The 25,549-nt window shown below is 74.4% G+C and carries 27 protein-coding genes and 1 riboswitch; of the genes, 13 read left to right on the forward strand and 14 right to left on the reverse strand.

The features are described 5' to 3' along the window. Nucleotides 1-31: 31 nt before the first annotated feature. From PIR53_08555 to PIR53_08570, 4 genes are all read right to left on the reverse strand, one after another. A complete protein-coding gene (locus PIR53_08555; protein WZH54027.1) occupies nt 32-502 on the reverse strand; it encodes a universal stress protein in 471 nt (156 codons plus the stop codon). Then, on the reverse strand, nt 499-1,986 hold the full coding sequence (locus PIR53_08560) for an APC family permease (GenBank protein WZH54028.1): 1,488 nt from the start codon (nt 1,984-1,986) through the stop codon (nt 499-501). The genes PIR53_08555 and PIR53_08560 overlap by 4 nt, the downstream gene beginning before the upstream one ends. Before the next feature lie 108 nt (nt 1,987-2,094). After that, the gene (locus PIR53_08565) at nt 2,095-2,736 is read right to left on the reverse strand and encodes a response regulator transcription factor (GenBank protein ID WZH54427.1); all 642 of its coding nucleotides are present in this window, start codon (nt 2,734-2,736) and stop codon (nt 2,095-2,097) included. Nucleotides 2,737-2,831: 95 nt separating this feature from the next. Beyond that, nucleotides 2,832-4,241, reverse strand: a complete 1,410-nt coding sequence (locus PIR53_08570) for a PspC domain-containing protein (protein ID WZH54029.1) — start codon at nt 4,239-4,241, stop codon at nt 2,832-2,834. Nucleotides 4,242-4,420: 179 nt separating this feature from the next. On the opposite strand from PIR53_08570, the gene PIR53_08575 reads away from it, so the two are divergent. Continuing rightward, on the forward strand, nt 4,421-5,827 hold the full coding sequence (locus PIR53_08575) for a PspC domain-containing protein (protein ID WZH54030.1): 1,407 nt from the start codon (nt 4,421-4,423) through the stop codon (nt 5,825-5,827). Next, a complete protein-coding gene (locus PIR53_08580) occupies nt 5,824-6,201 on the forward strand; it encodes a hypothetical protein (GenBank protein ID WZH54031.1) in 378 nt (125 codons plus the stop codon). The genes PIR53_08575 and PIR53_08580 overlap by 4 nt, the downstream gene beginning before the upstream one ends. A 3-nt stretch (nt 6,202-6,204) precedes the next feature. Here PIR53_08580 and PIR53_08585 read toward each other — a convergent pair whose 3' ends face one another. Then, nucleotides 6,205-7,425, reverse strand: coding sequence for a glycerophosphodiester phosphodiesterase (locus tag PIR53_08585; protein ID WZH54032.1), 1,221 nt, complete (start codon nt 7,423-7,425; stop codon nt 6,205-6,207). 88 nt (nt 7,426-7,513) lie between these two features. Further along, nucleotides 7,514-8,152, reverse strand: coding sequence for a DUF4245 family protein (locus tag PIR53_08590; GenBank protein WZH54033.1), 639 nt, complete (start codon nt 8,150-8,152; stop codon nt 7,514-7,516). A gap of 99 nt (nt 8,153-8,251) precedes the next feature. Between PIR53_08590 and PIR53_08595 the strand changes: the two genes are divergently transcribed. The 11 genes from PIR53_08595 to PIR53_08645 all read left to right on the forward strand — a co-directional run bounded on the left by PIR53_08595 (nt 8,252) and on the right by PIR53_08645 (nt 18,654). Further along, a complete protein-coding gene (locus PIR53_08595) occupies nt 8,252-8,650 on the forward strand; it encodes a helix-turn-helix domain-containing protein (protein ID WZH54428.1) in 399 nt (132 codons plus the stop codon). Nucleotides 8,651-8,688: 38 nt separating this feature from the next. Continuing rightward, nucleotides 8,689-9,462 carry a molybdate ABC transporter substrate-binding protein gene (gene modA, locus PIR53_08600; GenBank protein ID WZH54034.1) on the forward strand — a complete coding sequence of 258 codons (774 nt, stop codon included), beginning with the start codon at nt 8,689-8,691 and terminating at the stop codon, nt 9,460-9,462. Between the two features lie 16 nt (nt 9,463-9,478). Continuing rightward, nucleotides 9,479-10,285, forward strand: a complete 807-nt coding sequence (locus tag PIR53_08605; protein ID WZH54035.1) for an ABC transporter permease — start codon at nt 9,479-9,481, stop codon at nt 10,283-10,285. Next, the gene (locus tag PIR53_08610) at nt 10,282-11,268 is read left to right on the forward strand and encodes an ABC transporter ATP-binding protein (GenBank protein ID WZH54036.1); all 987 of its coding nucleotides are present in this window, start codon (nt 10,282-10,284) and stop codon (nt 11,266-11,268) included. Before PIR53_08605 ends, PIR53_08610 begins: the two co-directional genes overlap by 4 nt. A gap of 52 nt (nt 11,269-11,320) precedes the next feature. Beyond that, nucleotides 11,321-12,367, forward strand: a complete 1,047-nt coding sequence (gene glpX, locus PIR53_08615) for a class II fructose-bisphosphatase (GenBank protein ID WZH54037.1) — start codon at nt 11,321-11,323, stop codon at nt 12,365-12,367. 80 nt (nt 12,368-12,447) lie between these two features. Then, the gene (locus PIR53_08620; protein ID WZH54038.1) at nt 12,448-13,458 is read left to right on the forward strand and encodes an alpha/beta fold hydrolase; all 1,011 of its coding nucleotides are present in this window, start codon (nt 12,448-12,450) and stop codon (nt 13,456-13,458) included. A 142-nt stretch (nt 13,459-13,600) separates the two neighbouring features. Next, on the forward strand, nt 13,601-14,911 hold the full coding sequence (locus PIR53_08625) for an extracellular solute-binding protein (GenBank protein WZH54039.1): 1,311 nt from the start codon (nt 13,601-13,603) through the stop codon (nt 14,909-14,911). Continuing rightward, nucleotides 14,908-15,867: a sugar ABC transporter permease gene (locus PIR53_08630; GenBank protein ID WZH54040.1), complete on the forward strand. Its 960-nt coding sequence runs from the start codon at nt 14,908-14,910 to the stop codon at nt 15,865-15,867. The genes PIR53_08625 and PIR53_08630 overlap by 4 nt, the downstream gene beginning before the upstream one ends. Nucleotides 15,868-15,870: 3 nt before the next feature. Continuing rightward, on the forward strand, nt 15,871-16,716 hold the full coding sequence (locus PIR53_08635) for a carbohydrate ABC transporter permease (GenBank protein WZH54041.1): 846 nt from the start codon (nt 15,871-15,873) through the stop codon (nt 16,714-16,716). A gap of 2 nt (nt 16,717-16,718) precedes the next feature. Next, nucleotides 16,719-17,924 (forward strand): sn-glycerol-3-phosphate ABC transporter ATP-binding protein UgpC, encoded by a 1,206-nt coding sequence (ugpC, locus tag PIR53_08640; GenBank protein ID WZH54042.1) that lies wholly within the window; start codon nt 16,719-16,721, stop codon nt 17,922-17,924. Between the two features lie 226 nt (nt 17,925-18,150). Then, nucleotides 18,151-18,654, forward strand: a complete 504-nt coding sequence (locus PIR53_08645) for a hypothetical protein (GenBank protein WZH54043.1) — start codon at nt 18,151-18,153, stop codon at nt 18,652-18,654. 30 nt (nt 18,655-18,684) lie between these two features. Here PIR53_08645 and PIR53_08650 read toward each other — a convergent pair whose 3' ends face one another. The 8 genes from PIR53_08650 to PIR53_08685 form a co-directional block, all read right to left on the reverse strand. Further along, on the reverse strand, nt 18,685-19,380 hold the full coding sequence (locus tag PIR53_08650) for a DUF1707 domain-containing protein (GenBank protein WZH54044.1): 696 nt from the start codon (nt 19,378-19,380) through the stop codon (nt 18,685-18,687). A gap of 46 nt (nt 19,381-19,426) precedes the next feature. Beyond that, on the reverse strand, nt 19,427-21,142 hold the full coding sequence (gene thiC, locus PIR53_08655) for a phosphomethylpyrimidine synthase ThiC (protein WZH54045.1): 1,716 nt from the start codon (nt 21,140-21,142) through the stop codon (nt 19,427-19,429). After that, nucleotides 21,139-21,966: a bifunctional hydroxymethylpyrimidine kinase/phosphomethylpyrimidine kinase gene (thiD, locus tag PIR53_08660; GenBank protein ID WZH54046.1), complete on the reverse strand. Its 828-nt coding sequence runs from the start codon at nt 21,964-21,966 to the stop codon at nt 21,139-21,141. The genes thiC and thiD overlap by 4 nt, the downstream gene beginning before the upstream one ends. Further along, nucleotides 21,963-22,565 carry a thiamine phosphate synthase gene (locus PIR53_08665; GenBank protein WZH54047.1) on the reverse strand — a complete coding sequence of 201 codons (603 nt, stop codon included), beginning with the start codon at nt 22,563-22,565 and terminating at the stop codon, nt 21,963-21,965. The genes thiD and PIR53_08665 overlap by 4 nt, the downstream gene beginning before the upstream one ends. Continuing rightward, the gene (locus PIR53_08670) at nt 22,562-23,335 is read right to left on the reverse strand and encodes a thiazole synthase (GenBank protein ID WZH54048.1); all 774 of its coding nucleotides are present in this window, start codon (nt 23,333-23,335) and stop codon (nt 22,562-22,564) included. The genes PIR53_08665 and PIR53_08670 overlap by 4 nt, the downstream gene beginning before the upstream one ends. Beyond that, nucleotides 23,332-23,532 (reverse strand): sulfur carrier protein ThiS, encoded by a 201-nt coding sequence (gene thiS / locus PIR53_08675; protein WZH54049.1) that lies wholly within the window; start codon nt 23,530-23,532, stop codon nt 23,332-23,334. The genes PIR53_08670 and thiS overlap by 4 nt, the downstream gene beginning before the upstream one ends. After that, the gene (locus PIR53_08680; GenBank protein ID WZH54050.1) at nt 23,507-24,700 is read right to left on the reverse strand and encodes an FAD-dependent oxidoreductase; all 1,194 of its coding nucleotides are present in this window, start codon (nt 24,698-24,700) and stop codon (nt 23,507-23,509) included. The genes thiS and PIR53_08680 overlap by 26 nt, the downstream gene beginning before the upstream one ends. After that, nucleotides 24,700-25,359, reverse strand: a complete 660-nt coding sequence (locus PIR53_08685) for a thiamine phosphate synthase (GenBank protein WZH54051.1) — start codon at nt 25,357-25,359, stop codon at nt 24,700-24,702. The genes PIR53_08680 and PIR53_08685 overlap by 1 nt, the downstream gene beginning before the upstream one ends. Beyond that, nucleotides 25,357-25,467, reverse strand: a riboswitch (TPP riboswitch). It overlaps the preceding gene by 3 nt. Between the last annotated feature and the right edge of the window lie 82 nt (nt 25,468-25,549).

Here is a 25,549-nt window from a genome sequence, read left to right on the forward strand (position 1 = left end):
GGGTCCGGCGGGACGGGTCAGGCGGGACGGGTTAGGCGCGGCGGCGCTTCGGGGCCGGGCGCACGACGAGCACCGGGCACGGCGCGTACTGCTGCACGCGCTGTGCGGTGCTGCCCAGCAGCACCCGGTCGCTGAGCCCGCGGCCGCCGCTGGCCACGACGACGAGCCCCGCGTCGACCTGCTCGGCGACCTTGATGATCTCGTTGGCCGGCGATCCGGAGCGCACCTTGCGGTGCACCTTCGGCCCCCAGCCGTCGAAGACGGCCGCGATGACGTCGATCGAGGCCTTCGCCGCGTCGCGGAAGCCGGCGACGGACGACGCCGCGTCGACGCGACCCGCGTCGGACAGCTCGTCGACGAACGAGACGGCCGCCAGCGGACGCACGACCGCGAGCACCGTGATGGCGCTCAGCGCCTCCGGCGCGGCGAGGGCCCGCAGGTGCCGGGCTGCGGCGAGGGACTGCTTCGAGCCGTCCGTGGCGACGACGACGTGCATGCTCATCGGTGCTCCTCCCCCGTGGGTCGCTCGTCGTCCCTGCTCGTGCGCGCCGCCGCACCCGGCGGCGGCCGGGTCTCGCCCCGCCGACCGAAGGCCCGCTCCGCGACGTACAGGAGCAGGCCGAGCGCGAGGAGCCCGGCGCACCAGAGCAGGGACGTGGGGTCGTCGACCACGACGTAGACCAACAGGCCCGCGTTGCCGACGATCCCGATCCCGAGCAGGGCGGTCGGCGCACGGAAGGTGTCGGCCGGGCGCTCGTCGCGCCGCAGCACGAACGCGGCGACGATGACGAGCGCGTAGATGAACAGGGTGAACACCACCGTGACCGTGGCGAGGCGCTCCACCACCCCGCTCGACCCGCCGATCCCGGCCGCGTCGAGGGTGTGGCCGACGACGAGCAACGTCGTCACGACGAGCGCCGAGAAGATCAGCGCCACCCACGGGCTGCGGCGCGCGGCGTGCACCTTCGCGAAGACGCCGGGCACGACGTCCTCCCGGGCCATGCCGTAGAGGATGCGCGACTGGGTCACCAGCGCGACCAGCGTCGTGTTGGTGATCGCGACCATGGCGACGATGGCGAAGATCGTCGTCATCACGCCCACGGGCACGGGGATGATGTCGGCCTTGACGACCTCGAGCAGCGCCGCGTCGGACTCGGCCAACGTGTCGATCGGCACCGTCAGCGCCGCCGTCATCGCGACGACCACGTAGATGATCCCCGCCCCGACCATGCCGCCGATGAGGGCGCGGGGGAAGGTGCGGGACGGGTCGACGGTCTCCTCGGCCACGTTGGCCGCGTTCTCGAAGCCCGTCATGGCGAAGAAGGCGAGGGCGACACCGGCGACCACGGCGAAGACCGGGCTGCCGTCGGTGTCGAACTGCACCAGCACGGAGAAGTCCGCCTCGCCCCGGCTCACGTAGACGATGCCGATGAGCACCACGACCGCGAGGCCGGCGACCTCGACGAACGTCATCACCATGTTGGCGACCACCGACTCGGTGATGCCGATGAAGTTCACGACCGCGAGCGACGCCACGAAGATCACGGCGATGAGCAGCGGCGGGGGCAGCTCCCAGACCTGCGCGAAGTACGACGAGAAGCCGGTCGCCAGCGACCCCGCCGCCGCGAAGGTCGCCGACAGCATGCAGATCGTGATGATGAAGGTGAGGAACGGCTTGCCGAACGCCTTGCTCACGTAGAGCGCCGCACCGGCCGCCTGGGGGTGCTTCGTGACCAGCTCGGCGTAGGCCAGCCCGGTCAGCGTCGCGACCGTGACACCCGCGAGGAAGGCGAGCCAGAAGGCACCGCCCACCGCGGCGGCGACGGCGCCGATGAGCACGTAGATGCCCGAGCCGAGCACGTCGCCCAGCACGTAGAAGAAGAGCAACCGGCCGGAGATCGACCGTTGGAGGTTGTCGTCGTCGTCGAGCTCCGTCGAGGCCGCGTGCGCGGCCTTCGTCAGCGGGTCGTGCGCGGGGTCGGCCATGTCCTGCCTTCCGAGAGGCTGCTGGCGGGGAGGTACCCACCACGGGTGCACGCACCCGTCCGCAGACCGGCCACTGAACCCACCGACGGAGTCGGTGTCAACCGTCGCTCAGAGCAGGCGGCGGTCCGAGGCCCAGCGGGTCAGCTCGTGGCGCGAGGACAGCTGGAGCTTGCGGAGCACGCTCGACATGTGGGTCTCGACGGTCTTCACCGAGATGAAGAGCTCCTTCGCGACCTCCTTGTAGGCGTACCCCCGCGCGATGAGCCGCATCACCTCGCGCTCGCGCTCGGAGAGCCGGTCGAGGTCGCTGTCGACCTCCGCCACCTGGATCGCCCCGGCGAACGCGTCGAGCACGAACCCGGCGAGCCGCGGCGAGAACACGGCGTCCCCGTCCGCGACGCGGCCGATGGCGTCGACGAGCTCCGCACCGCTGATCGTCTTCGTGACGTAGCCCCGCGCGCCCCCGCGGATCGTGCCGATGACGTCCTCGGCGGCGTCGCTGACGCTCAGCGCGAGGAAGCGCGTGCCGGGCACGGTCGTCTGCGTGCGCCGGATGACCTCGACCCCGCCGCCGCCCGGCAGGTGCACGTCGAGCAGCACGACCGCGGGACGCTCCCGCTCCACCGCGGCGACCGCCGTGTCCACGTCGGCCGCCTCCGCGACCACGGTCACGGCCGCCGGCGCGGCCGCGAGCTCGCTCCGCACCCCCGTGCGGAACATGTGGTGGTCGTCGACCACCACGACCCGCACCGGCCGCGGCGCTGCGCCCGGCTGACCCGGCTGACCCGGCTGACCCGGCTGACCCGGCTGACCCGGCTGACCCGGTACGTCGCGTCCTGCGTCGCTCACCGCACTCCCCTCCCTGCTGCGTCGGTGCTCCCGACGCCCTGCTCCGACCGGCCCGGCTGGCCCGGGTGGCCCGGCTGGCCCGGCTGCTGCGCCTGCTCGTCGGGCGCGGGCAGGTGCACCCGCACCTCGGTGCCCTCGCCCGGCGCGGACCGGATCCGCGCCGTACCGCCGTGGCGGACCATGCGGTCCACGATGCTGCCGCGCACGCCGTGCCGGTCGGCGGGCAGGTCGTCGGGGTCGAAGCCGGCGCCACGGTCGCGGACGAAGACGTCGACCGCTCCGGCGAGCACCTCGACGTAGACGTCGACGCGTCCCGTGCCGGCGTGCTTCGCGGCGTTGACGACCGCCTCGCGGACCGCGGCCACCACGGGCTGCACCCGTTCCGACCACGGTGCGTCGCCCACGGCGACGACCTCGACCTCGATGCCGTGGTCGTCCTCGACGGCCGCGGCGACCGCGCGGACGGCGGCCGCCAGGGTCTCGGGAGCGGCCCCCCGGCCGGCGCCGGGCGACCCCGGACGCTCCTCCGCGAACAGCCACGCCCGCAGGTCGCGCTCCTGGGCGCGGGCGAGCCGGGCCACGGTCGCGGCGTCGGCGGCGTTCTTCTGGATGAGCGCGAGCGTCTGGAGCACCGAGTCGTGGAGGTGCGCGGCGACGTCGGCCCGCTCCTGGCTGCGGATCCGCTCCGTGCGCTCCTCGCCGAGGTCCCGCACGAGTCGCGCCACCCACGGCCCGACGACCACCGCGAGGCCGCCGATGCCCAGGAGCACGGCCAGCACCACCTCGCGCGCGGCCCCGATCCCTCCGTCGCGGAAGCCCAGCAGCACCAGGCCGGCGCCCAGCAGCGCGGTGCCCAGCGCGATCCGTGTCCAGGCGGCCCAGCCGCCCGAGCCGAGCACCATGCCGACCGGGTCCATCCGCTCGGTGCGCTCGACCCAGCGCTCGCGCTGCACCTCGTCGGCCTGGCGCCACAGGAGTGCCACGCCGCCCGCGACGAGGGCGACGGCCCAGACGAGGGCGCCGCGGCCGACGACGGCCTCGACGGCCAGCACGATGCCCACCGAGAGCACCCCGACGACGATCGCGTCGCCGGTGCGTCCCGCGGGCCGACCCAGCAGGCCGCGGGGGCGTCGGCCGTCCCGCGCGGCGCCGGCCAGCCCCGGGGCGGCGCCGGCGCGGTCGACGAGGGGCGCCGCCGGCAGGAACAACCAGTACGCGCCGTACAGCACCGCGCCGAGCCCTCCGAGCACCGTGGCGACGACGAAGCCGATCCGGAGCGCCAGGACCGGGAGCCCGAGGTGGTCCGCCAGCCCCGCGGCCACGCCGCCGACGAGGCCGTGCTCGAGGTCGCGGCCCGCGCGCCGCGGCACGGGGGGCGGAGCGGTCGGCGGAGCAGTGGTCGTCATGGTGCCGCCATCGTCACACGCCCGCAGGTGTGCGCACATCGGGACGAACCCCGAGCCGACCCCGAGACGGCGACGCCCCCGCCCCGACCGCACCCCGCGCACCGACCGGGCCGGGACCGGGGCAGGATCAGGGGCGTCCCCGATGGTGGGGAGCCGCCCCTGCGACCACGCTGGATCCCATGATGACGACACAGGACGGGCCCGGCGCGGGGCCCGACAGCAGCCACTCCCCCGGCAGCTCCACCGGTAGCTCTTCCGGCAGCTCCAGCGGCCCCCGCGTGGGCGGCGAGGAGATGCGCGACCTGAAGCGGCTGCGCCGCACGCGCGGCGACCGGTACGTCGCGGGCGTCGCCGGCGGCCTGGCCCGGCACTTCGACGTCGACCCCGTGGTCCCCCGCGTGGCGCTCGCCGTGCTGGTGCTCTTTGGGGGCAGCGGGCTGCTGCTCTACGGCGCGCTCTGGCTCCTGGTCCCGGTGGACGACACCGACGAGGCGGTCGTCTCGCTCGACGACCGCAGCCGCAACGTCGCCCTCCTCATCGCGGCCGCGCTGGCCGGCCTCGCGCTCCTCGGCGACCTCGTCAGCGGCTGGGTGCCGTGGCCGCTGCTGTTCCTCGGTCTCGTCGTCGCCCTCGTCGTGGGGCAGCACCAGCGCCGGTCCGAGGAGCGGGCGCGGAACTGGGCGTCCTACGCGATGCCGCACGTGCCGACCGCCGCACCGACCGCACCGGACGCACCGACCGCGGCAGGGGCCGCGCATCCGGCCGCGCACCCGGGCTCGCCGTACGCCCCCGGGTCGCCCTACGCCCCCGGCTGGCCCTCCGCCTCGTACGGGCCCACCTCGCCGTACGCCGCGCCGCCGGCCGTGCCGCTGACCAAGGAGCAGGACGACGCCACGGTGCCGCCGGTGCCGCCGGTGCCGCCGTTCCCCCCGGCCCGCCCGGTGCCCCCGGTCCCGCCGGTCCGGCGTCCCCGCAAGCCGGGCCCGATCCTGTTCTGGTTCACCCTGGCGCTCGCGTCGCTCGGCGTCGGCGTGCTCGCGGTCGTCGACCTCGCGGGAGCGGACGTCGCCGCCTCGGCGTACCCGGCGCTCGCCCTGGCCGTCGTCGGCGCCGTGCTCGTCGTCGGCTCCTTCTTCGGTCGCCCCGGCGGCCTGATCCTGCTCGGGCTCGTGCTCGTGCCCGCCGTGGCGATCGCCCTCGTCGCGGAGAACGTCACCGGCGCGCGCCTCGAGGTGCGGCCCACCGCGGCGTCGACCCTCGACGACCGCTACACGCTCGGGGCCGGGGAGACGGTGATCGACCTCGGCGACGTCCAGGACGTCGCGGCGCTCGAGGGGCGCCACCTGACGGTGGAGAGCGGGGTCGGCCGGATCGAGGTCGTGCTGCCCGAGGGCCTCGACGCGGCGGTGCGCACCGACGTGGGCTTCGGCTCCGTGCGGCTGCTCGACCGCTCCGGCGACGGTCCGGGGCTGTCGCTCAACCAGGCGTACGACGCGCCGGGCACGACCCCCGGCGTCGACGAGCTGACGGCGCTCAGCCTCGACGTCCGGCTCGGGCTGGGCGAGGTCGTGGTGGTGACCCGATGAGCGCGCACGAGCCGACCGCACCGATCACGCGCCGCACCCCCGAGGAGAACGCCATGCCCGACGACCACCGCGACCACCGCGACACCGCTCCCCTCACGGACCTGCTCGAGGAGCCGGCCACGACCGCCGCGACGTCCCACCCCGGGCCGGCGGCACGATCGGGGTGGGCCGCCGGGCTGCACCCGGTCAACGTCGGCCACCTCGTGATGGGCATCGCCTTCCTCGGGCTCGCCGGGGTGTGGGCGCTGCTGGCGTCGGGCGCCGCGGACGCGAGCGACACCCGCTGGCTCCTGCCGATCCCGTGGCTCGCGGCCGGCGCCGCGGGCTTGGCCGCCACCGTGTGGCGCCGCCCGGTCGCCGACCGCGGCCGCTGACCGTCAGCGGCCGTGGCCGTGGCCCGGACGTCGGTCGACCCACGCGTCGCGGGCCGCGACGACGACGTCCGGGTGATCGGCGAAGAGCACGTCCACGCCCGCGTCGAGGAACGCCGTGGCCTCGGCCGCCAGGTCGCCGTGGGCGTTCGGGTCGGTCCCGGTGCGGAAGTTCGTCGCCATGAACTGGTTCTCCGCCCGCAGGGTCCACACGACGACCTCCAGCCCCGCGCGGTGGGCGTCGCGCACGACGCCGCTCGGACGGCCGGTGGCACCGGTGGCCGGGTCCCGCGGCAGCACCCGGTCCTTGTGCGGGGCGAGCTGGTCGGCGTACCGCGCGACCCAGCGCAACCCGCTCCGCGTCAGCAGGTCGTCGTAGGTGACGTCGCTGCCCGCGGCCACGAGGTCGTAGGGCGCGCCCGCGGCGTCCACGAGCTGCACGAGGCGCACGTCGGTCAGCTCGTCGAGCTCCTGGAGGTTGCCGACCTCGAAGGACTGCACGACCACCGGGTCCCGCTCGTCGTCGAGCCCGTGCGCGTCGAGCAGCTCCACGAGGGGCTCCTCGAGGCTGAGCCCGATGGAGTCGAAGTAGGTGGGGTGCTTCGTCTCCGGCGCGACGCCGATCTCGCGGCCGGTCTCCTCCGACAGCTCGGCGGCGAGGTCCAGCACCTCCTCCAACGTCGGCACCGGGTGGAGCCCGTCGTAGGCCGTGTTCCCTGGCCGCACCGCCGGCAGCCGCTCGACGGCGCGCAGCGTGCGCAGCTCGGCGAGGGTGAGGTCCTCGGTGAACCAGCCGGTGACGGGGCGTCCGTCGATCACCTTCGTCGTGCGGCGGTCGGCGAGCTCGGGGTGGTCGGCGACGTCCGTGGTGCCGGAGAGCTCGTTCTCGTGGCGGGCGACCAGCACGCCGTCCTTCGTCGCCACCACGTCGGGCTCGATCATGTCGGCACCCTGCGCGACCGCGAGCTCGTACGCCGCGAGCGTGTGCTCCGGGCGGTACCCCGACGCGCCACGGTGGGCGATCACCTCGGGCTGCGCGTGACGCCCGTGACCCTGACCGTGACCCTGACCGTGACCGTGACCGTGGCCCCGCTCGCGGTGGTCGGCGGCCGGGCCGGCCGCCGTGGCGGTCGCGGGAGCGAGGAGACCTGCGCCGAGGCAGGTGGCGAGGGCGACGGTCAGCGCGGCCGAGCGGGCACGGGGGAACAGCAGGGTCCGAGAGGTCATGCGGGCCACCGAAACCGACGCCGGCGACGCCTCGTGGTCCCGCGCGTGGCGTGGCGGTGACACGCGGCCCAGCGGCCGGTGAACCGCGTCAGCGCGCCGGCAGCGCCTCGGAGGTCAGGGTGCGGGCAAAGTCGACGAGCCGGTCCTCGCCGATGGTCCCGTAGACCACGACCACGGCGGTGTCGGTCGCGGGCTCGGCGCCGGGCGCGGCCGTCTCCCCGTCCGGCACGGGCACGGCGACCTCGGCCTGGGTGTAGAGCGCCTCGTCCTTGCCCTCGCTCGCCGCCGACCAGTCACCGGAGAGGAGGGGGTCGTCGTTGGGCACGTCGATGGCGCCGTCGACCTCGTACGGGTCGCCCAGCACCCGGTCGAGGACCGCGCCGGAGTCGCCGCGCACGACCTTGACGCCGACGAACTCGTCGCCGTCCACGAGGATTCCCAGCGTCCACTCGGGGTTGGGGCCGAGCGGGAAGAGGGCCGACGTGGCGACCCAGCCGTCCGGGAGCGACGGCGGGTAGACGACCGGGAAGCCGGCCTCCTGGCCGGCCCGCACGGCCTCGACGTAGTCGACCTCCGTGACGGGCATGTCGGGGTCGGAGCGCGCGAAGTCGCGCACGACCACGAAGGCGACGACGGCGAGGACCAGCACGACCATGGAGACGACCAGGCCACCGAAGCTGCGGTTGTAGCGACCGGGGCGACCGGCGGGCGGGGACGTCTGCGACACGCCCCCAGTGTCTCAACCCGGTCGCGACCGACCGACGGGCGGGTTCATCACCCCGCAGATGCGGCACTGTTGGAACGAATGTGCCGCAAATGAGGCATGATGGCCGGCGTGGACACCTACCGCGTGAGCGAGGCCGCCGAGCTCCTGGGCGTCAGCGACGACACCGTGCGCCGCTGGATCGACGCCGGGCGCCTGCCCGCGCGCCGGGACGGCGGGCGGACGGTGGTCGACGGCGCCGAGCTCGCGGCGTACCTCGCCGCCGAGGCGGACGCGCCCACCGACCCCCGGGCGCGCTCGGTCAGCGCCCGGAACCGGCTGCCCGGCATCGTGACGCGCGTCGTCGCCGACACGGTGATGGCGCAGGTCGAGATCCAGTGCGGCCCCTACCGCGTCGTCTCGCTCATGAGCGCCGAGGCCGCCACCGAGCTCGGCCTCGCGCCCGGTTCCCGCGCCGTCGCGTCCGTGAAGTCGACGAGCGTCGTCGTCGAACGTCCCTGAACCCGCTTCCCCCGATCACCTCGTCCACCAGGAGCACCGTGAACCGCCCGACCCTGCGCACCGCCACCCCCGCCCTCCTCCTCGCCCTGCTGCCCCTCGCCGCGTGCGGCGACGACGACGCCGACGCGGGGAGCGAGGGCGGCGAGCTGACCGGCTCCATCACGGTCGCGGCCGCCGCGTCGCTCACGGGGACGTTCGAAGACCTCGCCGCGCAGTTCGAGGCCGAGCACGACGGCGTCGAGGTCGACCTGGTCTTCGACTCCTCCGGCACGCTGGCCGACCAGGCGGCCGAGGGTGCGCCGGGCGACGTGCTCGCGACGGCCGACCTCCGCTCGATGGAGCGCGCCGCCGACGCGCAGGCCGAGGAGCCGGTCGTCTTCGCGACCAACGACCTCGTGCTCGTCGCCCCGGCGGACAACCCGGCCGACGTGACGGGCATCGAGTCCCTGGACGACGCGGACGTCACCTACGTGATCTGCGTCGAGACGGCGCCCTGCGGCGGCCTCGCGGCCGACGCCCTCGCCGACGCCGGGGTCGAGCGGGAGCCTGCGAGCCTCGAGCCCGACGTGAAGGCGACGCTGTCGCGCGTGGTCGAGGACGAGGCCGACGCCGGGCTCGTCTACCGCACCGACGCCCTCGCCGCCGGCGAGGACGTGCAGACGTTCGACCTGCCCGAGCGGCTGACCACCGAGTACCCCATCACCCTCCTCGACCAGAGCCGGAACACCGCGGTGGCCCAGGCGTTCATCGACTTCGTGCTCTCCACCGCCGGCACCGACGTGCTCACGGCGGCGGGGTTCGGCACGCCCTGACCTGCAGACTCTCCCCATGACCGCGCGGTCCCCCCTCGGACGAGCGCCGGCCCTCCTCTGGGTGCCGGCGCTCGTCGCCGTGGTGTTCCTCGTCGTCCCGCTCGTCGCCCTCGTGCTCGCCACGCCGTGGGGGTCGTTCGTCGACGACCTGCGGACACCCGAGGTGCGCGCGGCGCTGTGGTTGAGCCTGCGCACGTCGCTGGCCACCGTCGTCGCCTGCGCGCTCGTGGGCACCCCGCTGGCGTGGGTGCTCGCCCGCGTCGAGTTCCGCGGACGCGGCCTGGTGCGGGCGCTCGTGACCGTCCCGCTGGTCCTGCCGCCCGTCGTGGCCGGCGTCGCGCTCCTCGCCGCGCTCGGCCGCAGCGGCCTCCTCGGCGCTCCCCTGCGGGACGCCACCGGGCTGACGCTGCCCTACACGACGGCGGCCGTCGTGCTGGCCCACACCTTCGTGGCCCTGCCGTTCTTCGTCATCAGCGTCGAGGGCGCGCTGCGCAGCGCGGGCGAGGCCTACGACGAGGCCGCCGCGGTGCTCGGCGCGACCCGGTGGCACACCTTCCGACGCGTCACGCTCCCGCTCGCCCTGCCGGGCGTCGTCGCCGGCGGCGTGCTGGCCTGGGCCCGGTCGCTCGGGGAGTTCGGCGCCACGGTGACCTTCGCCGGCAACTACCCGGGCACCACGCAGACGATGCCGTCGCGCATCTACGCCGTCTACCTCGACGACCCCGCCGCGGCCCGCACGCTCGCCGTGATCCTGCTGCTCGCCTCGGTCGGTGTGCTGCTCCTGCTGCGCAACCGGTGGCTCACGCCGGGGGCCGCGGCATGACGGCGCTGCTGCACGCCCGGTTCGACGTGCCAGGTCGCCTCCAGGCCACCCTCACGGCGGACGCGGGGGACGTCGTCGCCGTCGTCGGACCGAACGGCGCCGGCAAGACGACCCTCGTGCGCTGCCTCGCCGGGCTCCTGCCCGACGCCGGCGAGCTCACCGTCGACGGCCGGTCGTGGTCCTCGCCGCACGTGCTCCCCCGCGACCGGCGCGTGGGCCACGTCGTGCAGGGCCGCGACCTCTTCCCCCACCTCAGCGCCCGCGAGAACGTCGCGTTCGGCCTGCGGGCCCGGGGCGTCGACCGCCGTACGGCGCGCGCCCGCGCCAACACGGAGCTGGAGCGTCTCGGGGTCGGCGCCCTCGCCGACCGCCGCCCCCACCAGCTCTCCGGCGGGCAGGCGCAGCGCGTGGCCATCGCCCGCGCGCTCGTCACCGAACCGCGGCTGCTCCTCCTCGACGAGCCCTTCACCGGGCTCGACGTCGGCGTCGCGGCCACGCTCCGCGTCGAGCTGGCGCGCCACCTGGCGTCGTACGACGGCGTCGCCGTGCTCGTCACCCACGACGCCGTCGACGCCCTCACGCTCGGCACCCGCATGGTGGTGCTCGAGGACGGCCGGGTCGCGCAGACGGGCACGCCCGCCGAGGTGGCCTCCCGGCCGCGCACCGACCACGTCGCACGGCTCGTCGGCCTCAACCTCGTCGCCGCCGTGGACGGCGGCAGCCTGCTGGCGTTCCGGCCGAGCGCGGTGACGCTGTCGCCCACGGAGCCCAGCGGGTCGGCCCGCCTGCGCTGGGCGGGGCAGGTGAGCCAGCTGACGCCGTACGGCGACGGGGTGCGCGTCGGGGTGCGCACGGCCACCGGGCAGGACCTCATCGCCGACGTCACCGCGGCGGCCGTCGCCGAGCTGCTGCTGCGGCCCGGGACGCACCTCTGGGCGAGCACCAAGGAGACGGCGGTCGTGCGCTACCCGGTCGAGGCGTGAGGCGCGCCGGTCTGGTCCACCACCGGCGGTCGCCTCCCGCTACGATCCGGCCATGGCGACTGACCCCTCCGTGGTGACCGACCTCCCCGCCGGACTGCGCGTCGAGCCGGAGGCGCCCGACCGCAACCTCGCGCTCGAGCTGGTCCGGGTCACCGAGGCGGCGGCCATGGCCGCCGGCCGCTGGGTCGGGCGGGGCGACAAGAACGGCGCCGACGGCGTCGCGGTCAACGCGATGCGCGTCATGATCTCCAGCGTCGGGATGAACGGCGTCGTCGTCATCGGCGAGGGCGAGAAGGACGACGCCCCCATGCTGTTCAACGGCGAGCAGGTCGGCAACGGCACCGGTCCCGAGTGCGACGTGGCCGTCGACCCGATCGACGGCACCACCCTCACCGCCAAGGGCATGTCCAACGCCATCGCCGTGCTCGCGGTCGCGCCGCGCGGCTCGATGTACGACCCGTCCGCCGTCTTCTACATGGAGAAGCTGGTCGCCGGCCCCGACGCCGCGGACTCGGTCGACATCCGCCTCCCCGTCGCCGAGAACATCGCCCGCGTGGCCAAGTCGAAGAAGTCGGCGGCCGAGGACGTCACCGTCGTGCTGCTCGACCGGCCGCGCCACGCGCAGCTCGCCGAGGAGATCCGGAAGACCGGTGCGCGCATCAAGTTCATCTCCGACGGCGACGTGGCCGGCGCCATCGCCGCCGCGCGTGCCGGCTCGGGCGTCGACCTCCTCCTCGGCATCGGCGGCACGCCGGAGGGCATCATCGCGGCCTGCGCGATGAAGAGCCTCGGCGGCATCATCCAGGGCCGCCTGTGGCCCACCGACGACGACGAGCGCCAGCGCGCCCTCGACGCCGGCCACAACCTCGACCGCGACTTCGTGCTCGGCACGGACGACCTGGTGCAGGGCGACGACTGCTTCTTCGTGGCCACGGGCATCACCGACGGCGACCTCATGAAGGGCGTGCGCTACTCCGGCGGCGGCGCGATCACCGACTCGCTCGTGATGCGCTCGCGCAGCGGCACCATCCGCCAGGTCACCTCCGAGCACCGGCTCAGCAAGCTGCGGGCCTACTCGGCCATCGACTTCGAGCGCTGAGCCCCCGGGGGCGTCGCCGCGGGGAGCCCCCTCGGGCCGTCCCCATAATGGGACTCATGGTGAGCAGCGACAGTCCCCGCGTGACGGACCCGGAAGCCCTGCTGGACGGGGGCCTCGACGCCGGGCTGGCTCCCGCGCAGGAGGAGCGCGTCGGCGAGGGCGAGCTGCCCCCGGACCTCCCGCCCGAGCTCGCCGCCGTGCCGCGCTCCGAGGAGCTGTTCGCCCCGGTGCGGGCGGACGTCGAGCTCTGTTACCAGACCTACGGCGACCCCGGTGACCCCACCGTGCTCCTCGTCATGGGCCTCGGCGGGCACCTCACCTGGTGGCCCGACCGGATGTGCCGGATGCTCGCGCTCGAGGGCTTCCACGTCGTGCGCTACGACAACCGCGACGTCGGTCGCTCCACCCGCGTCCGCGCCCGCGTGGGGAAGGCCAGCGTCGTGCAGGCCTTCCTCGGCCGGCCGGTCGCCGCGCCGTACACGATGGCCGACCTCGCCGAGGACGGCGGGCTCCTCCTCGACCACCTCGGCGTCGACCGCGCGCACGTGGCGGGCGTGTCGATGGGCGGGATGATCGCGCAGACCATCGCCGTCGACCACCCCGATCGAGTGCTGTCGCTGACCTCGATCATGTCGACGACCGGCAACCGTCGCGTGGGCTGGCAGCACCCGCGCCTGATCCCCTCCCTGCTGTCGCCGCGGCGTCCCGACCTGGAGTCGTACGTCGCGAGCACGGCCCTCATGGCACGCCTGATCGGCTCGCCGGCCTACACGGACACCCCCGAGGGGATCCGTGCCCGCGCGGTCGAGACCCACGGTCGCGGCGTGAGCGGGAGCGGCATCCTGCGGCAGATGCTGGCGATCCTCACCCAGCCGGACCGCACGCGTGCCCTCGGCGGGCTGCGCATCCCGGTCTCCGTCGTGCACGGCAAGCAGGACCGGATGGTGCACGTCTCCGGCGGCCGCGCCACCGCCGCCGCCGTCCCCGGCGCACGGCTCACGCTCGTCGAGGGCATGGGCCACGACCTCCCGGCGGGGTTGTGGCCGCTCTTCGTCGACGTCATCAGTCGCACGGCCGCCCGCGCGGCGTGATCCTCGACTCGACCGTGCCGCGACCTCCCGAAATGCCGTCGCACCCCGTCTGACGTGGCGCGACGCGCTGGATCTCCTTGCAATTACGGGCACCACGGTCTAGACCTGTGGTGCACATAACTCAAGGGAGAGGGAGTGGCAGATGGGTGACCCCCGAGGGCGCGGGGCGGGGTCCGCGGTGAGGAGGGTCGGCATCGGAGCCGCCCTCGTGCTCGCCGCAGGCACGCTCTCCGCCTGCAGCAGCGACGGGAAACCGACGCTGAACTGGTACATCAACCCCGATGGCCAGGCCACGCTCACGTCACTGGCGGAGCGGTGCAGCACCGACGACTACGACATCGCGATCCAGCTCCTCCCGACGGGTGCCACCGACCAGCGCACCCAGCTCGCCCGGCGGCTCGCGGCCAACGACTCGTCCACCGACCTCATGAGCCTCGACCCCGTGTTCGTGGCGGAGTTCGCCAACGCGGGGTGGCTGGCCGAGTTCGAGGGCGAGGCGGCCGAGGCGGTCGTCGACGACGACGTGCTGTCGGGTCCCGCCGACACGGTGCAGTGGGACGACAAGATCTACGCCGCGCCGCAGTGGGCCAACACGCAGGTGCTCTGGTACCGCCAGTCGCTGGCCGAGCAGGCCGGCATCGCCGACGCCCTCGAGGAGGGCACCGCGACCTGGTCGCAGGTCATCGACGCCGCCGCCGAGAACGGCGCGACCGTCGGCGTGCAGGCGGACCGCTACGAGGCCTACATGGTGTGGATCAACTCGCTCGTGCAGGGCGCCGGCGGCGACATCGTCAGCGACACCGAGGCCGGCGTCGACGCCCAGGTCGACATCGACTCCGACGCGGGTCGCGCCGCCGCCGCGGTCGTCCAGCAGCTGGCGAGCTCCCCCGCCGCGCAGTCGGACCTCTCCGTCTCCCGCGAGGGCACCTCGCTGGGCGCGATGTACGGCGACGGGCCCGGCGAGTTCATGACGAACTGGACGTTCGTCTACAAGAACTACGAGGGCACGGTCTCCGAGGAGGAGTTCGCCGACCTCGCGTGGGCGCGCTACCCGCGCACCGTCGAGGGCGAGGAGTCCGCTCCCCCGGTCGGCGGCATCGACATCGGCGTGGGCGCGTTCAGCGAGCACCCCGACTGGGCGATCGAGGCCGCGCAGTGCGTCACCGACCCCGAGGCGCAGCTGCAGCTCGCGGTCAACGACGGCCTCATGCCCGCCCGGGCCTCGGTCTACGAGGAGCAGGAGCTCGTCGACGCGTACGACGCGGGCCTGCTCGACCTCTACCGCGAGAGCATCGAGGCGGGCGGCACCCGTCCGAAGAGCGCGTTCTACAACCAGATCTCGGGATCGGTGCAGAGCACGTGGCACCCGCCGGCCTCGGTCGACCCCGACACGACGCCGCGCGAGTCGGCCGAGTTCATCCGTGACGTCCTGCAGGGGAAGGCGCTGCTGTGAGCTCCACGACGACCGCACCCGCCGGGGTCGCGAAGACCCCGAAGTCGAAGAAGTCCAAGCCCGGGAACGCCAGCGACCGCTCGGTCGCCGAGAACCGGCTGGGCATGAAGCTGGTCGCGCCGGCCCTCGTGGTGATGCTCTTCGTCACCGCGTTCCCGATGCTCCAGGCCCTCTGGCTGTCCCTGTCCAACTACGCGCTCACCGCGCCCGACGACCGCAGCTTCGTGGGGGCGCAGAACTACGTCACCGCGCTGACCGACCCGCTGTTCTGGCGCACCATGCTGGTGACCGTCGGCATCATGGTCGTGACGGTGTTCTTCGAGCTCGTCATCGGGTTCGTGTTCGCCCTCGTCATGCACCGCGTGATCTTCGCGCGGGGCATCATCCGCACCTCGATCCTCATCCCCTACGGCGTGATCACCGTGGTGTCGGGCTTCGCGTGGCAGTTCGCGTTCTCCTCCACCAACGGCTTCGTCAACGCGTGGGTGCCGTTCATCGAGGACAACTTCAACTGGTTCGGGGAGCAGTTCCCGGCCCTGTTCGCCATCTGCGTCTCCGAGATCTGGAAGACGACGCCGTTCATGTCGCTGCTGCTCCTCGCGGGTCTCGCGCAGGTCAGCGAGGACATGATCGAGGCGGCGAAGGTCGACGGTGCCACGTGGTGGCAGCGCATGTGGAAGGTGGTCCTGCCGAACATGCGGGCCGCGATCATGGTCGCGATCCTGTTCCGCGCCCTCGACGCCTTCCGCATCTTCGACAACATCTTCGTGATGACGGGCGGTGCGGTGAACACCGAGTCGGTCTCGTTCCTCACCTACCGCCAGGTGATCGAGCAGTTCCAGATCGGCATGGGATCCGCGCTGTCGGTGCTCCTGTTCCTCTCGGTGCTCGTCATCGCCTTCGGCATCGTCAAGCTGTTCCGCGTCGACCTGGCTGCGGCCCGGCAGGAGGGATGAGCGATGGGTAACACTCCGCTCCGCAAGGTCGGCATCGCGCTCGGTGCCGCGCTGATCCTCATCTGGTGCCTGCTGCCGGTGGCCTGGATCATCTCGCTGTCCTTCAAGTCGCAGGAGTCGGTCACCAACGGCTCGCCCGGCTTCTTCCCGGCCGAGGGCGGGTTCGCGGGCTGGGACAACTACGTCGCGGCCTGGGACAACGAGCAGTTCCGTCGGGCGATCTTCAACTCGATCGGCATCTCGCTCATCGCGACGGTGCTCTCGGTCATCGTGGCCACGCTCGCGGCGTACGCGATCGCGCGGCTGGAGTTCAAGGGCAAGAAGCTCGTGCTCTCCACGGCCCTGGCCATCGCGATGTTCCCGGTGGTGTCGCTGGTCGGCCCGCTGTTCGACATGTGGCGGGCGATCGGGCTGTACGACACGTGGCCCGGCCTGATCATCCCCTACATGTCGTTCACCCTGCCCCTGGCGATCTGGACGCTCGCCGCCTTCTTCCGGGAGATCCCGTGGGAGATGGAGCAGGCGGCCCAGGTCGACGGCGCGACGTCGTGGCAGGCCTTCCGCAAGGTGATCGTGCCGTTGGCCGCCCCCGGCGTCTTCACGGCCGCGATCCTCACGTTCTTCTTCGCGTGGAACGACTTCGTGTTCGGCATCTCGCTGACCTCGACCGAGGCGGCGCGACCGATCCCGGCGTCCCTGTCGTTCTTCGTGGGGAGCGACCCGTTCAACCGGCCCGCCTCGCTGCTGGCCGCCGGTGCCGTCATCGCGACGCTGCCGATCATCGTCATCGTGCTGGCCTTCCAGCGCAAGATCGTCGCCGGTCTCACCTCCGGCGCAGTGAAGGGGTAATCGTGGCCGGCATCCAGATCAAGAACATCGTCAAGAAGTACGGCGACGGCTTCCCGGCCGTCAACGACGTCTCCATCGACATCGCTGACGGGGAGTTCGTCATCCTCGTCGGCCCGTCGGGCTGCGGGAAGTCGACGCTGCTGCGGATGATCGTGGGGCTGGAGGACATCACCTCCGGCGACATGCTGATCGGCGACAAGCGCGTCAACGACCTCGCGCCGCGCGACCGCAACCTGGCGATGGTCTTCCAGAACTACGCGCTCTACCCGCACCTGACCGTCTACGAGAACATCGCGTTCCCGCTCCGGCTGGCGGGGGCCTCGGACTCCGAGGTCGACGCGAAGGTGAAGGAGGCGTCGAAGACGCTCGAGCTCGACGAGCACCTGCAGCGCAAGCCCGGCAACCTGTCGGGCGGCCAGCGCCAGCGGGTGGCGATGGGTCGCGCGATCGTGCGCGACGCCGACGCGTTCCTCTTCGACGAGCCGCTGTCCAACCTCGACGCCAAGCTCCGCGGCCAGATGCGCAGCGAGATCGCGCGCCTGCAGAAGAAGCTCGGCATCACGACGGTCTACGTCACCCACGACCAGACCGAGGCGATGACGCTGGGCGACCGCGTCGCGGTGCTCAAGCGGGGCGTGCTCCAGCAGCTCGCCTCGCCGCGGGAGCTCTACGAGAACCCGGGCAACCTCTTCGTCGCGGGCTTCATCGGGTCTCCCCCGATGAACTTCCTGCCCGCCGAGGTCGAGGGCACCAGCGTCAAGCTGCCCTTCGGCACGGTGGAGATCCCGGCCGACAAGGCCGAGAAGGCGGCCGGCAAGGGCCTGCTCATCGCGGGCATCCGGCCGGAGGCGTTCGAGGACGCGTCGCTCGTCGACGAGGCCCGAGCGGGCGGGTCGACGTTCTCCGGCAAGGTCGAGTTCGTCGAGTGGCTGGGCAGCGAGACCTACGCCTACCTGCCGTTCGAGGCGCCGCCGGAGGTCGTCAAGCAGCTCGAGCAGCTGGAGAAGGACCTCGACGGCGACTCGCTCCGCACGCAGCTGGTCATCAGCCTCGACGGCGCCAGCCGCGTCCGGGAGGGCGACGAGGCGGAGATCTGGGTCGACACCTCGAAGATGCACCTCTTCGACCCGGCGACCGGCGAGAACCTGACGGTCGACCTGTCCCGCGCGGGCCGCATCCCGGCGCGCGAGTCGGGCGTCCCCGCCTGACGCTCCACCCCGCAGCGGGCCGTCCTCGACGTACGTCGTCGGGGGCGGCCCGCTTCGTTCTGCGCGCCGAGCTTGGTCGAACGCCGAGCTTGGTCGAACGCCGAGCTTGGTCGAACGCCGAGCTTGGTCGAACGCCGAGCTTGGTCGAACGCCGCGGCAACAGCGTCGGGGCGAATGAGTACGCCGACCCATGCACCCAGGCGCGGGGCGGAACACCATGGTCGGCATGACTCCTGCCGTCCTCCACCGGACCCTGTCGTTCGTCCTCGCGCTCTTTCTCCGGGTCGCCCTCCTCGTCGCCGTCTCCGACGGCTTCGTGGAGCTGATGTCCCGGGTCGCGCCGACGGAGGACGCCGACATCGGGAGCGGCCTGCTGGCGATGCTCTTCCTCGCCTGCGCCGCCTTCGCCGTCGCCGCGATCGACGGCTACCGACGCCGGTTCCTGCCCGCCGCCGCCCTCTGGGCGCTCGTGGCCGGGCTGACCGCGGTCGCCAGCGAGCTCTGGACGTACGTGGCGATCGAGCAGATCACGCTGCAGGACGCCCTCGACGACCTCGCCGACCTCGGTCCCACATGGTTCCTGCTCGTCGCGGTCCCTGCGCTGGCCGGGCTCGGTCTCGGAGCAATGATCCGCCGGGGAGCCCACCCGACGTCCTCGACGACCCACCCGACGCCGCCCACGGCCGACCCGACGTCCCGCTGGTCGTCGGGCAGCCCCTACCCTCGATGAGGGGGAAGGCCGTCGGCCCGGACGGCAGGGTCAGCGACCGCCGAGCGTCTTCCGCTTCCGCTTGCGCTCACCGGGCATCGGCTTGCGCACGACGGACACGCCGCCCATGAGCGCGACGCCCTTGACCCGCACGATCGGCGAGTTCTGGTCGAGCTGTGCCTCGACCCGGTCGCGGTCCTGCGCGAACCCGCCCATGATGCCGACGCCGTCGACGATGACGTGGGTCCAGGCGTTGACCGTGATCTCCACGCCGCCCATCAACGCGTTGGCGTGGATCGTGACCTCGCGCTGGGCGAACCGCGCCTCGCGCAGGTCGAGCTCGACCCCGCCCATCAGGCTGAACGCCGAGTGCGTGGCGCCGATCTCCCAGACCCCCTTGCGCTCGACGCCGCCGAGGATGGCCACGCTCGAGGGGTAGTAGACGGCGGGCACCCCCGAGCGAGCGGCCTTCTCGAACGAGACCGGGGCCGGACCGGCCGGACGCGTCGGGGCCCCGGAGACGCCGTAGGGCACCACCGGTGTCCCCGGCGAGGTCGGCGCCTCGCCGGGGATGTCGGCCACGATCGGCACGAGGTCGGCGTAGATCTTCGCCGCGTAGGTCGCCTCGAGCCGCTCCTCGAGCTCGTCGGTCTCGAGACGCCCCTCGCCGGCGGCCCCCTGGAGCAGCTCGGCGACCTTGTGCCGGTCGGCGTCGGAGATGCGCAGCTGCGACGGGTCGGTCGTCATGGGACCCAGCGTAGGCAACGCGCAGCCCGCGGCGTACTGACGTCTGTCACGGACCGTCGACGTACACCGTGCCCCCGAGCTCGACGAACTCCGCCGCCTTCGCGCGCATCCCGGCCGCCACCTCCGGGGCGGTCGCCCCGAACCGGTCGCGCACGTCCTGGCTGATCCGCATCGAGCAGAACTTGGGGCCGCACATCGAGCAGAAGTGCGCGGTCTTCGCGGCCTCGGCGGGCAGCGTCTCGTCGTGGAACGCCTCGGCGGTGACGGGGTCGAGCGCCAGGGCGAACTGGTCGCGCCACCGGAACTCGAACCGCGCCTTCGACAGCGCGTCGTCCCAGGCCCGCGCCCCGGGGTGCCCCTTCGCCACGTCGGCGGCGTGGGCGCTCAGCTTGTAGGTGATGACGCCCGTCTTGACGTCGTCGCGGTCCGGGAGCCCGAGGTGCTCCTTCGGCGTGACGTAGCAGAGCATCGCCGTCCCGTGCATCGCGATCGTGGCGGCGCCGATGGCGGAGGTGATGTTGTCGTAGCCCGGCGCGACGTCCGTCGCCAGGGGCCCCAGCGTGTAGAACGGCGCGCCGTGGCACCACTCCTGCTGCAGCCGCACGTTCTCCTCGACGAGGTCGAGCGGGACGTGCCCCGGGCCCTCGACCATGACCTGGACATCGTGCTCCCAGGCGCGGGTCGTCAGGTCAGCGAGGGTCCGCAGCTCCGCGAGCTGCGCGGCGTCGTTCGCGTCGGCCACCGACCCGGGCCGCAGCCCGTCGCCGAGGCTGATGCTGACGTCGTACGACGCGAGGATCGCGCACAGCTCGTCGTAGTGCTCGAAGAGGAAGTTCTCGCGGTGGTGCGCGAGGCACCAGCCCGCCATGATCGAGCCGCCGCGCGACACGATGCCGGTGACGCGCTGCGCGGTGAGCGGCACGTGACGCAGGAGCACGCCCGCGTGGACCGTCATGTAGTCGACGCCCTGCTCGCACTGCTCGACGACGGTGTCGCGGAACACCTCCCACGTCAGCCGGTCCGCCTCGCCGTCGACCTTCTCGAGCGCCTGGTAGATCGGCACCGTGCCGATCGGGACCGGCGAGTTCCGCAGGATCCACTCGCGGGTGGTGTGGATGTCGTCGCCCGTCGAGAGGTCCATGACGGTGTCGGCGCCCCACGTGACGGCGTGCGTGAGCTTGTCGACCTCCTCGGCGATCGAGCTGGTCACCGCCGAGTTGCCGATGTTGGCGTTGACCTTCACCAGGAAGCGCCGCCCGATGATCATCGGCTCCGCCTCGGGGTGGTTGACGTTGAGCGGGATGATCGCGCGCCCGGCGGCCACCTCGCTCCGCACGAGCTCCACGTCGCAGCCCTCGCGCGCCGCGACGTACCGCATCTCCGGCGTCACGACGCCCGCCCGCGCGTAGTGCAGCTGGGTGACGCGCCGGCCCGGGAGCGCCCGCCGGGGCGTGCGGCGCTCGCCGCGCCACGCCGCGCTGGCCTCCCCACGCCGCACGGCGGCCCGGCCGTCGTCGCTGAGGCGGGCGGCGCGCCCGGCGTACTCCTCCGTGTCGGCCCGCTCCGCGATCCACGCGGCGCGCAGCGGGGGCAGCCCGACCTCGGGGTCGGAGCCGGGACCGGCGGTCGTGTAGCGGTCGAACGTCTCGCCGTTGGTCAGCGCGACGCGGGTGACGGGCACCCGCACGGGGGTGCCGTCGGGTCCGGGCGGGCCGTCGACGAGCACACGGGAGTGGGCGGGGTGGACGGACTGGCTGGTCATGCGGGTTCTCCTGCCGGGTGGGGATGGACGTGGGCGACGGGGCCGCGGCCCCGTCCGAGGCGCCAGGGCGCGGAGCGCACGAGCTGGCGGGTGGTGTACGACGCGGCACGGTCGGCCGCGGAGGCGAGGCCCTCGCCCCGGGCGAGGTGGGCGGCGAGGGCGGACGCGTAGGTGCAGCCCGAGCCGTGGTCGTTGCGCGTCGCGACGCGGGGGTGCCGCAGCGGGCGGGGCTGGGCGCCCGGCAGCGCGAGCCAGTCGGTGCAGCACGGGTCGGGGGCGTCGTCGCGGGGGTCCGGGCCGCCGGTGAGCAGCACCGCCGGTCCCAGCAGCGCGAGCTCGCCGGCGAGGTCACACGTCGGCGTCGGGTCGTCGGGTGCGCGCCCGAGCAGCGCCCGCGCCTCGTCGGCGTTGGGCGTGACGACGGTGGCGACGGGCAGCAGGGAGCCGACGTACGCCGCGACCACCGCCGCGTCGCCGAGCACCGCGCCGCTCGTCGCGACCAGCACGGGGTCGACCACCAGCGGACGCGCGGGGGCGCCGGCCAGGAGCTCCGCCACGAGCGCGACGACCACGGGCGAGCCCAGCATGCCGGTCTTCACCGCCGCCACCGGGAGGTCACCGAGGACCGCGTCGACCTGCGCCGCGACCACGGCCGGGGGCAGGGCGTGGACGGCGTGGACGGCCGTCGTGTCCTGCGCCGTGACGGCGGTGACGACGCAGGCCCCGTGCACCCCGAGCGCCGCGAACGTCGTGAGGTCCGCGGCGGTGCCCGCCGCGCCGCCGGAGTCCGTGCCGGCCACGCTGAGCACGACGGGCGGGGTCATGCCACCGCTCCGCGCGCGTCACGGCGCTGCGCCAACCCCGCGAGCAGCGCGGCCACCTCGGCCGCCGGGTCGTCGGACCGCATGACCGCGCCCATGACGGCGACACCGTGGGCGCCGGCGGCGACCGCCGCCGCGGCGTTGCGCGCGTCGACGCCCCCGAGCGCGAGCACGCGGGTGGCCGAGCCGGCCGTGAGGCGCCGCGCCGCGGCGTACGTGGCGGGTGCGAGGGCGGGCCCGTGGCCCGGCTTGCTCGCCGTCGCCGCGAACGGCGACACCGTCACGTAGGAGGCTCCGGCGGCGACGGCGGCAGCGACCTCGGCGAGGTCGTGGCAGGAACGCCCGACCCCCGTGCCGGGCTGGGCGGCCGCGAGGTGGACGCCGTGGGCGCCCGGGACGAGGGTGCGCGACGCCAGGACCGTGAGCCCGGGGACGTCCCGGAGACGCGCGACGAGCGCGGCCCGCTCGGCGAGGGCCAGGTCGTGCTCCCGCACGACGACGGTGCGCAGGCCGGCAGCCGCGCACTCGCGGACCGTGCGGACGAGGCCCCGGCCGAGGCGGAGCTGCGACCGGTCGGTGAGGAGCACGAGGTCGCCGCTCACGCGCTCACCCGCCCGAGGGTGGGGCTGGAGGCGCGGGCGACCGTACGGCGCGGGATCCGCCCCGCGCCCCACGCCGCCCGGCCCGCCTCGACGGCCAGCCGCAGCGCGCCCGCCATGGCCACGGGATCGGCGGCCCGCGTCACCGCGGAGGCGGCGAGCACGGCGTCGCACCCGAGCTCGAGGGCGAGCGCGGCGTCGCTGGGCGCGCCGATGCCGGCGTCGAGCACGACCGGCACGGCGCCGGCGACGGCGGCGACCACGGCCTCCACGGCCGCGGGGTCGGTGATGCCCAGCCCCGAGCCGATGGGCGAGCCCAGGGGCATGACCGCCGCGCAGCCCGCGTCGACGAGGCGCCGGGCGACCCCGACGTCGGTGGTCGTGTAGGGCAGCACCGCGAACCCTCGGCCCACGAGCTGCTCGGCGGCGTCGACCAGCTCGACGACGTCCGGGAGGAGCGTGGCGTCGTCGGTGACGACCTCCAGCTTCACGAGGTCCGTGCCCAGCGCCTCCCGCGCCAGCTCGGAGGTGAGGACGGCCTCCCGCGCGCTGCGGCAGCCGGCGGTGTTGGGCAGGACCGGTACGCCGCGGCGCACGATCGCCGCCAGCAGCCCGGCCTCCGCACGCGACGACGTGCGACGCACGCTCACCGTGACCATGCCGGGCCGCGCCGCGTCGAGCACCGGGTCGAGCAGGGCCGGGTGCGGCAGGCCGCCCGTGCCCAGGAGGAGCCGGGACGACAGCACGGTCCCGGCGACGACGAGGTCGGTCATCCGCCCTGCACCGCCGTCACGATCTCGACGACGTCGCCGTCGGCCAGCGGGGTGCGGTCATGGTCGGCGCGCCGCACGACGACGCCGTTGAGCGCGACCGCGTGGCCGGCCGGGTCGCCGACCGTGCGGGCGACGAGGGCGGCGACGGTCGTGGCGTCGGTCGGGGTGGGTTCACCGTTGAGCGCGAGCAGGGGCACGGGTGTCTCCTTCGGCGGTGGGCTGGTCGGGGGTGGGCTGGTCGGGGGTGGGCTGGTCGGGGGTGGGCTGGTCGGGGGTCTCGGTGGCGGCGAGCAGGTGCGCGAAGCGGCGGGGGTCGAGCGCGGGCTCGGGTGGGACGTCGTGCTCCACCTGGTCGGCCACGAGGCCGGCCACGAGCGGCGCGAGGAGCACCCCGTGGCGGAACAGCCCGGCGGCGAGGAGCACCCGGGGGCCGCCGCCCGCGTCGGTCGGTCCCGGCGCGGGACCCACGAGCGGCAGGTGGTCGGGGGTCGCGGGCCGGTCGCGGGCGGTGGCCTCGACGAGCTCGGCACGCTCGAACCCGGGCAGCAGCGTGCGCGCGGCGTCGAGCAGGCGGAGGACGCCGCCCGCGGTGACGACCGGCGGGGCGTCGTGCTCCTCCGACGTGGCACCGACGACGACCTCCACGGGGACCGGGGCACCGCCCGGCCGCAGCGGGCCCGCCGGACCGCGCGGCACGACGTACACCGGCTCCCCCCGCACCCACCCGCGCACCACGGCGGCCGGCGGGTCGTCGGTGCGGAGGCGCAGCACCTCGCCGCGCACCCCGCGCACGAGCGGGGTCCACGGCGCCGGGAGGACGGCACCGGTGGCGACGACCTCGACGTCCGGGCGGAAGCCGTCCGGCACGGTGGGCGCCACGGGCAGACGCGCCCGCAGCGCGGCGACCACGGCCCGCGGGTCGACCGCGTGGTCGTCGGGGAGGTGGAGGCCGCCAGCCACGCGTCCGAGGGTGGGTTCGCGGCGGCGCAGCTCCGCGGCGGTCCACGGCTCGGCGCGTCGACCGAGGCTCGCGAGCAGCGCCGCCTGCCGCTCGACCTGCTGGAGGTCGCCGTGGTCGTGGCCGACGAGCAGCGTGCCGCGCGGGTGGAGGTCGACGCCGAGACGCGCCGCCCAGCGGGGCCACTCCCCCGCGCTCCGCACGCCCAGGTCGAGCAGGGCCTCCTCGCCCCACCACACCTCGGCGGACGGGCTCAGCATGCCGGCGGCGGCGTACGACGCGCCCGTGCCCGGTGACGGGTCGACGACGCGCACGGCGTGACCGCGGCGGGCGAGCTCGTCCGCGACCGCGAGGCCCACGATGCCGGCGCCGCGCACGAGCACGCTCGCCCGGTCGTCCGCGGGCATCAGAGGGCTCCGAGCAGGGCCCCCGCGGCGTCGAGGGGATCGGGTTGTCGCCACACGGAGCCGATGACGGCGACGCCGTGGGCGCCCGCGGCGACCGCGGCGCGGGCGAGGTCGGGCGTGATGCCACCGATGGCGACGAGCGGGAGCACGCCGGCGGCGCGGGTGACGGCGTCGACGCCGAGCGGGTCGGGCAGGCCGGCCTTCGAGGTGGTGGCGGCGACGGGTCCGAAGCCGGCGTAGTCGGCGCCGGCCGCCCGCGCCGCGACCACCGCGTCGCGGTCGCGGCAGGTGGCGCCGACGAGGAACCCGGGCGGGGCGAGACGGTCGGCGATCGCCCGGGCGGACGCCACGGGCAGGTCGTCGGCACCGAGGTGCACGCCGTCGGCCCCGGCCGCGAGGGCGACGTCGAGGCGGTCGTTCACGAGCACCCGGGCACCGGCGGGACGCGCCGCTGCGAGGACCGCGGTGGTGAGGGCCAGGAGCTCGGCGGTCGTCCCGTCCTTGGCACGGACCTGGAAGCCGACGGCCCCCGGGGACCCTGCCGGGCTGGCGCCGCCGACGGCGGCCAGCGGCCCGACGAGGTCGAGGGGGTCGGACGGGGCGACGATGATCGTCAGGCGCGGCACTCCGGTGGCCGCGCCGCTGCGCACAGCGGACACGAGAACGCTCCTCACTTCCTGCGCCGGCATGACCCGGATCAGGTTCGACGGTCGGAGCGGCCTCAGCCCCATCTCAGCCCACTGCCGTGGACTCCCGTGGTGGAATGCCCGCCACCGTACGCGGCTCGTCCCGCGGCCTGTCAAGGGCCGGTGTCCGCCGCGTCGCCCCAGGGCGTACGGCTCGAAGTGA

It is taken from the genome of Nocardioides alkalitolerans (assembly GCA_038184435.1).
GTDB classification, from domain to species: domain Bacteria; phylum Actinomycetota; class Actinomycetes; order Propionibacteriales; family Nocardioidaceae; genus Nocardioides; species Nocardioides alkalitolerans_A.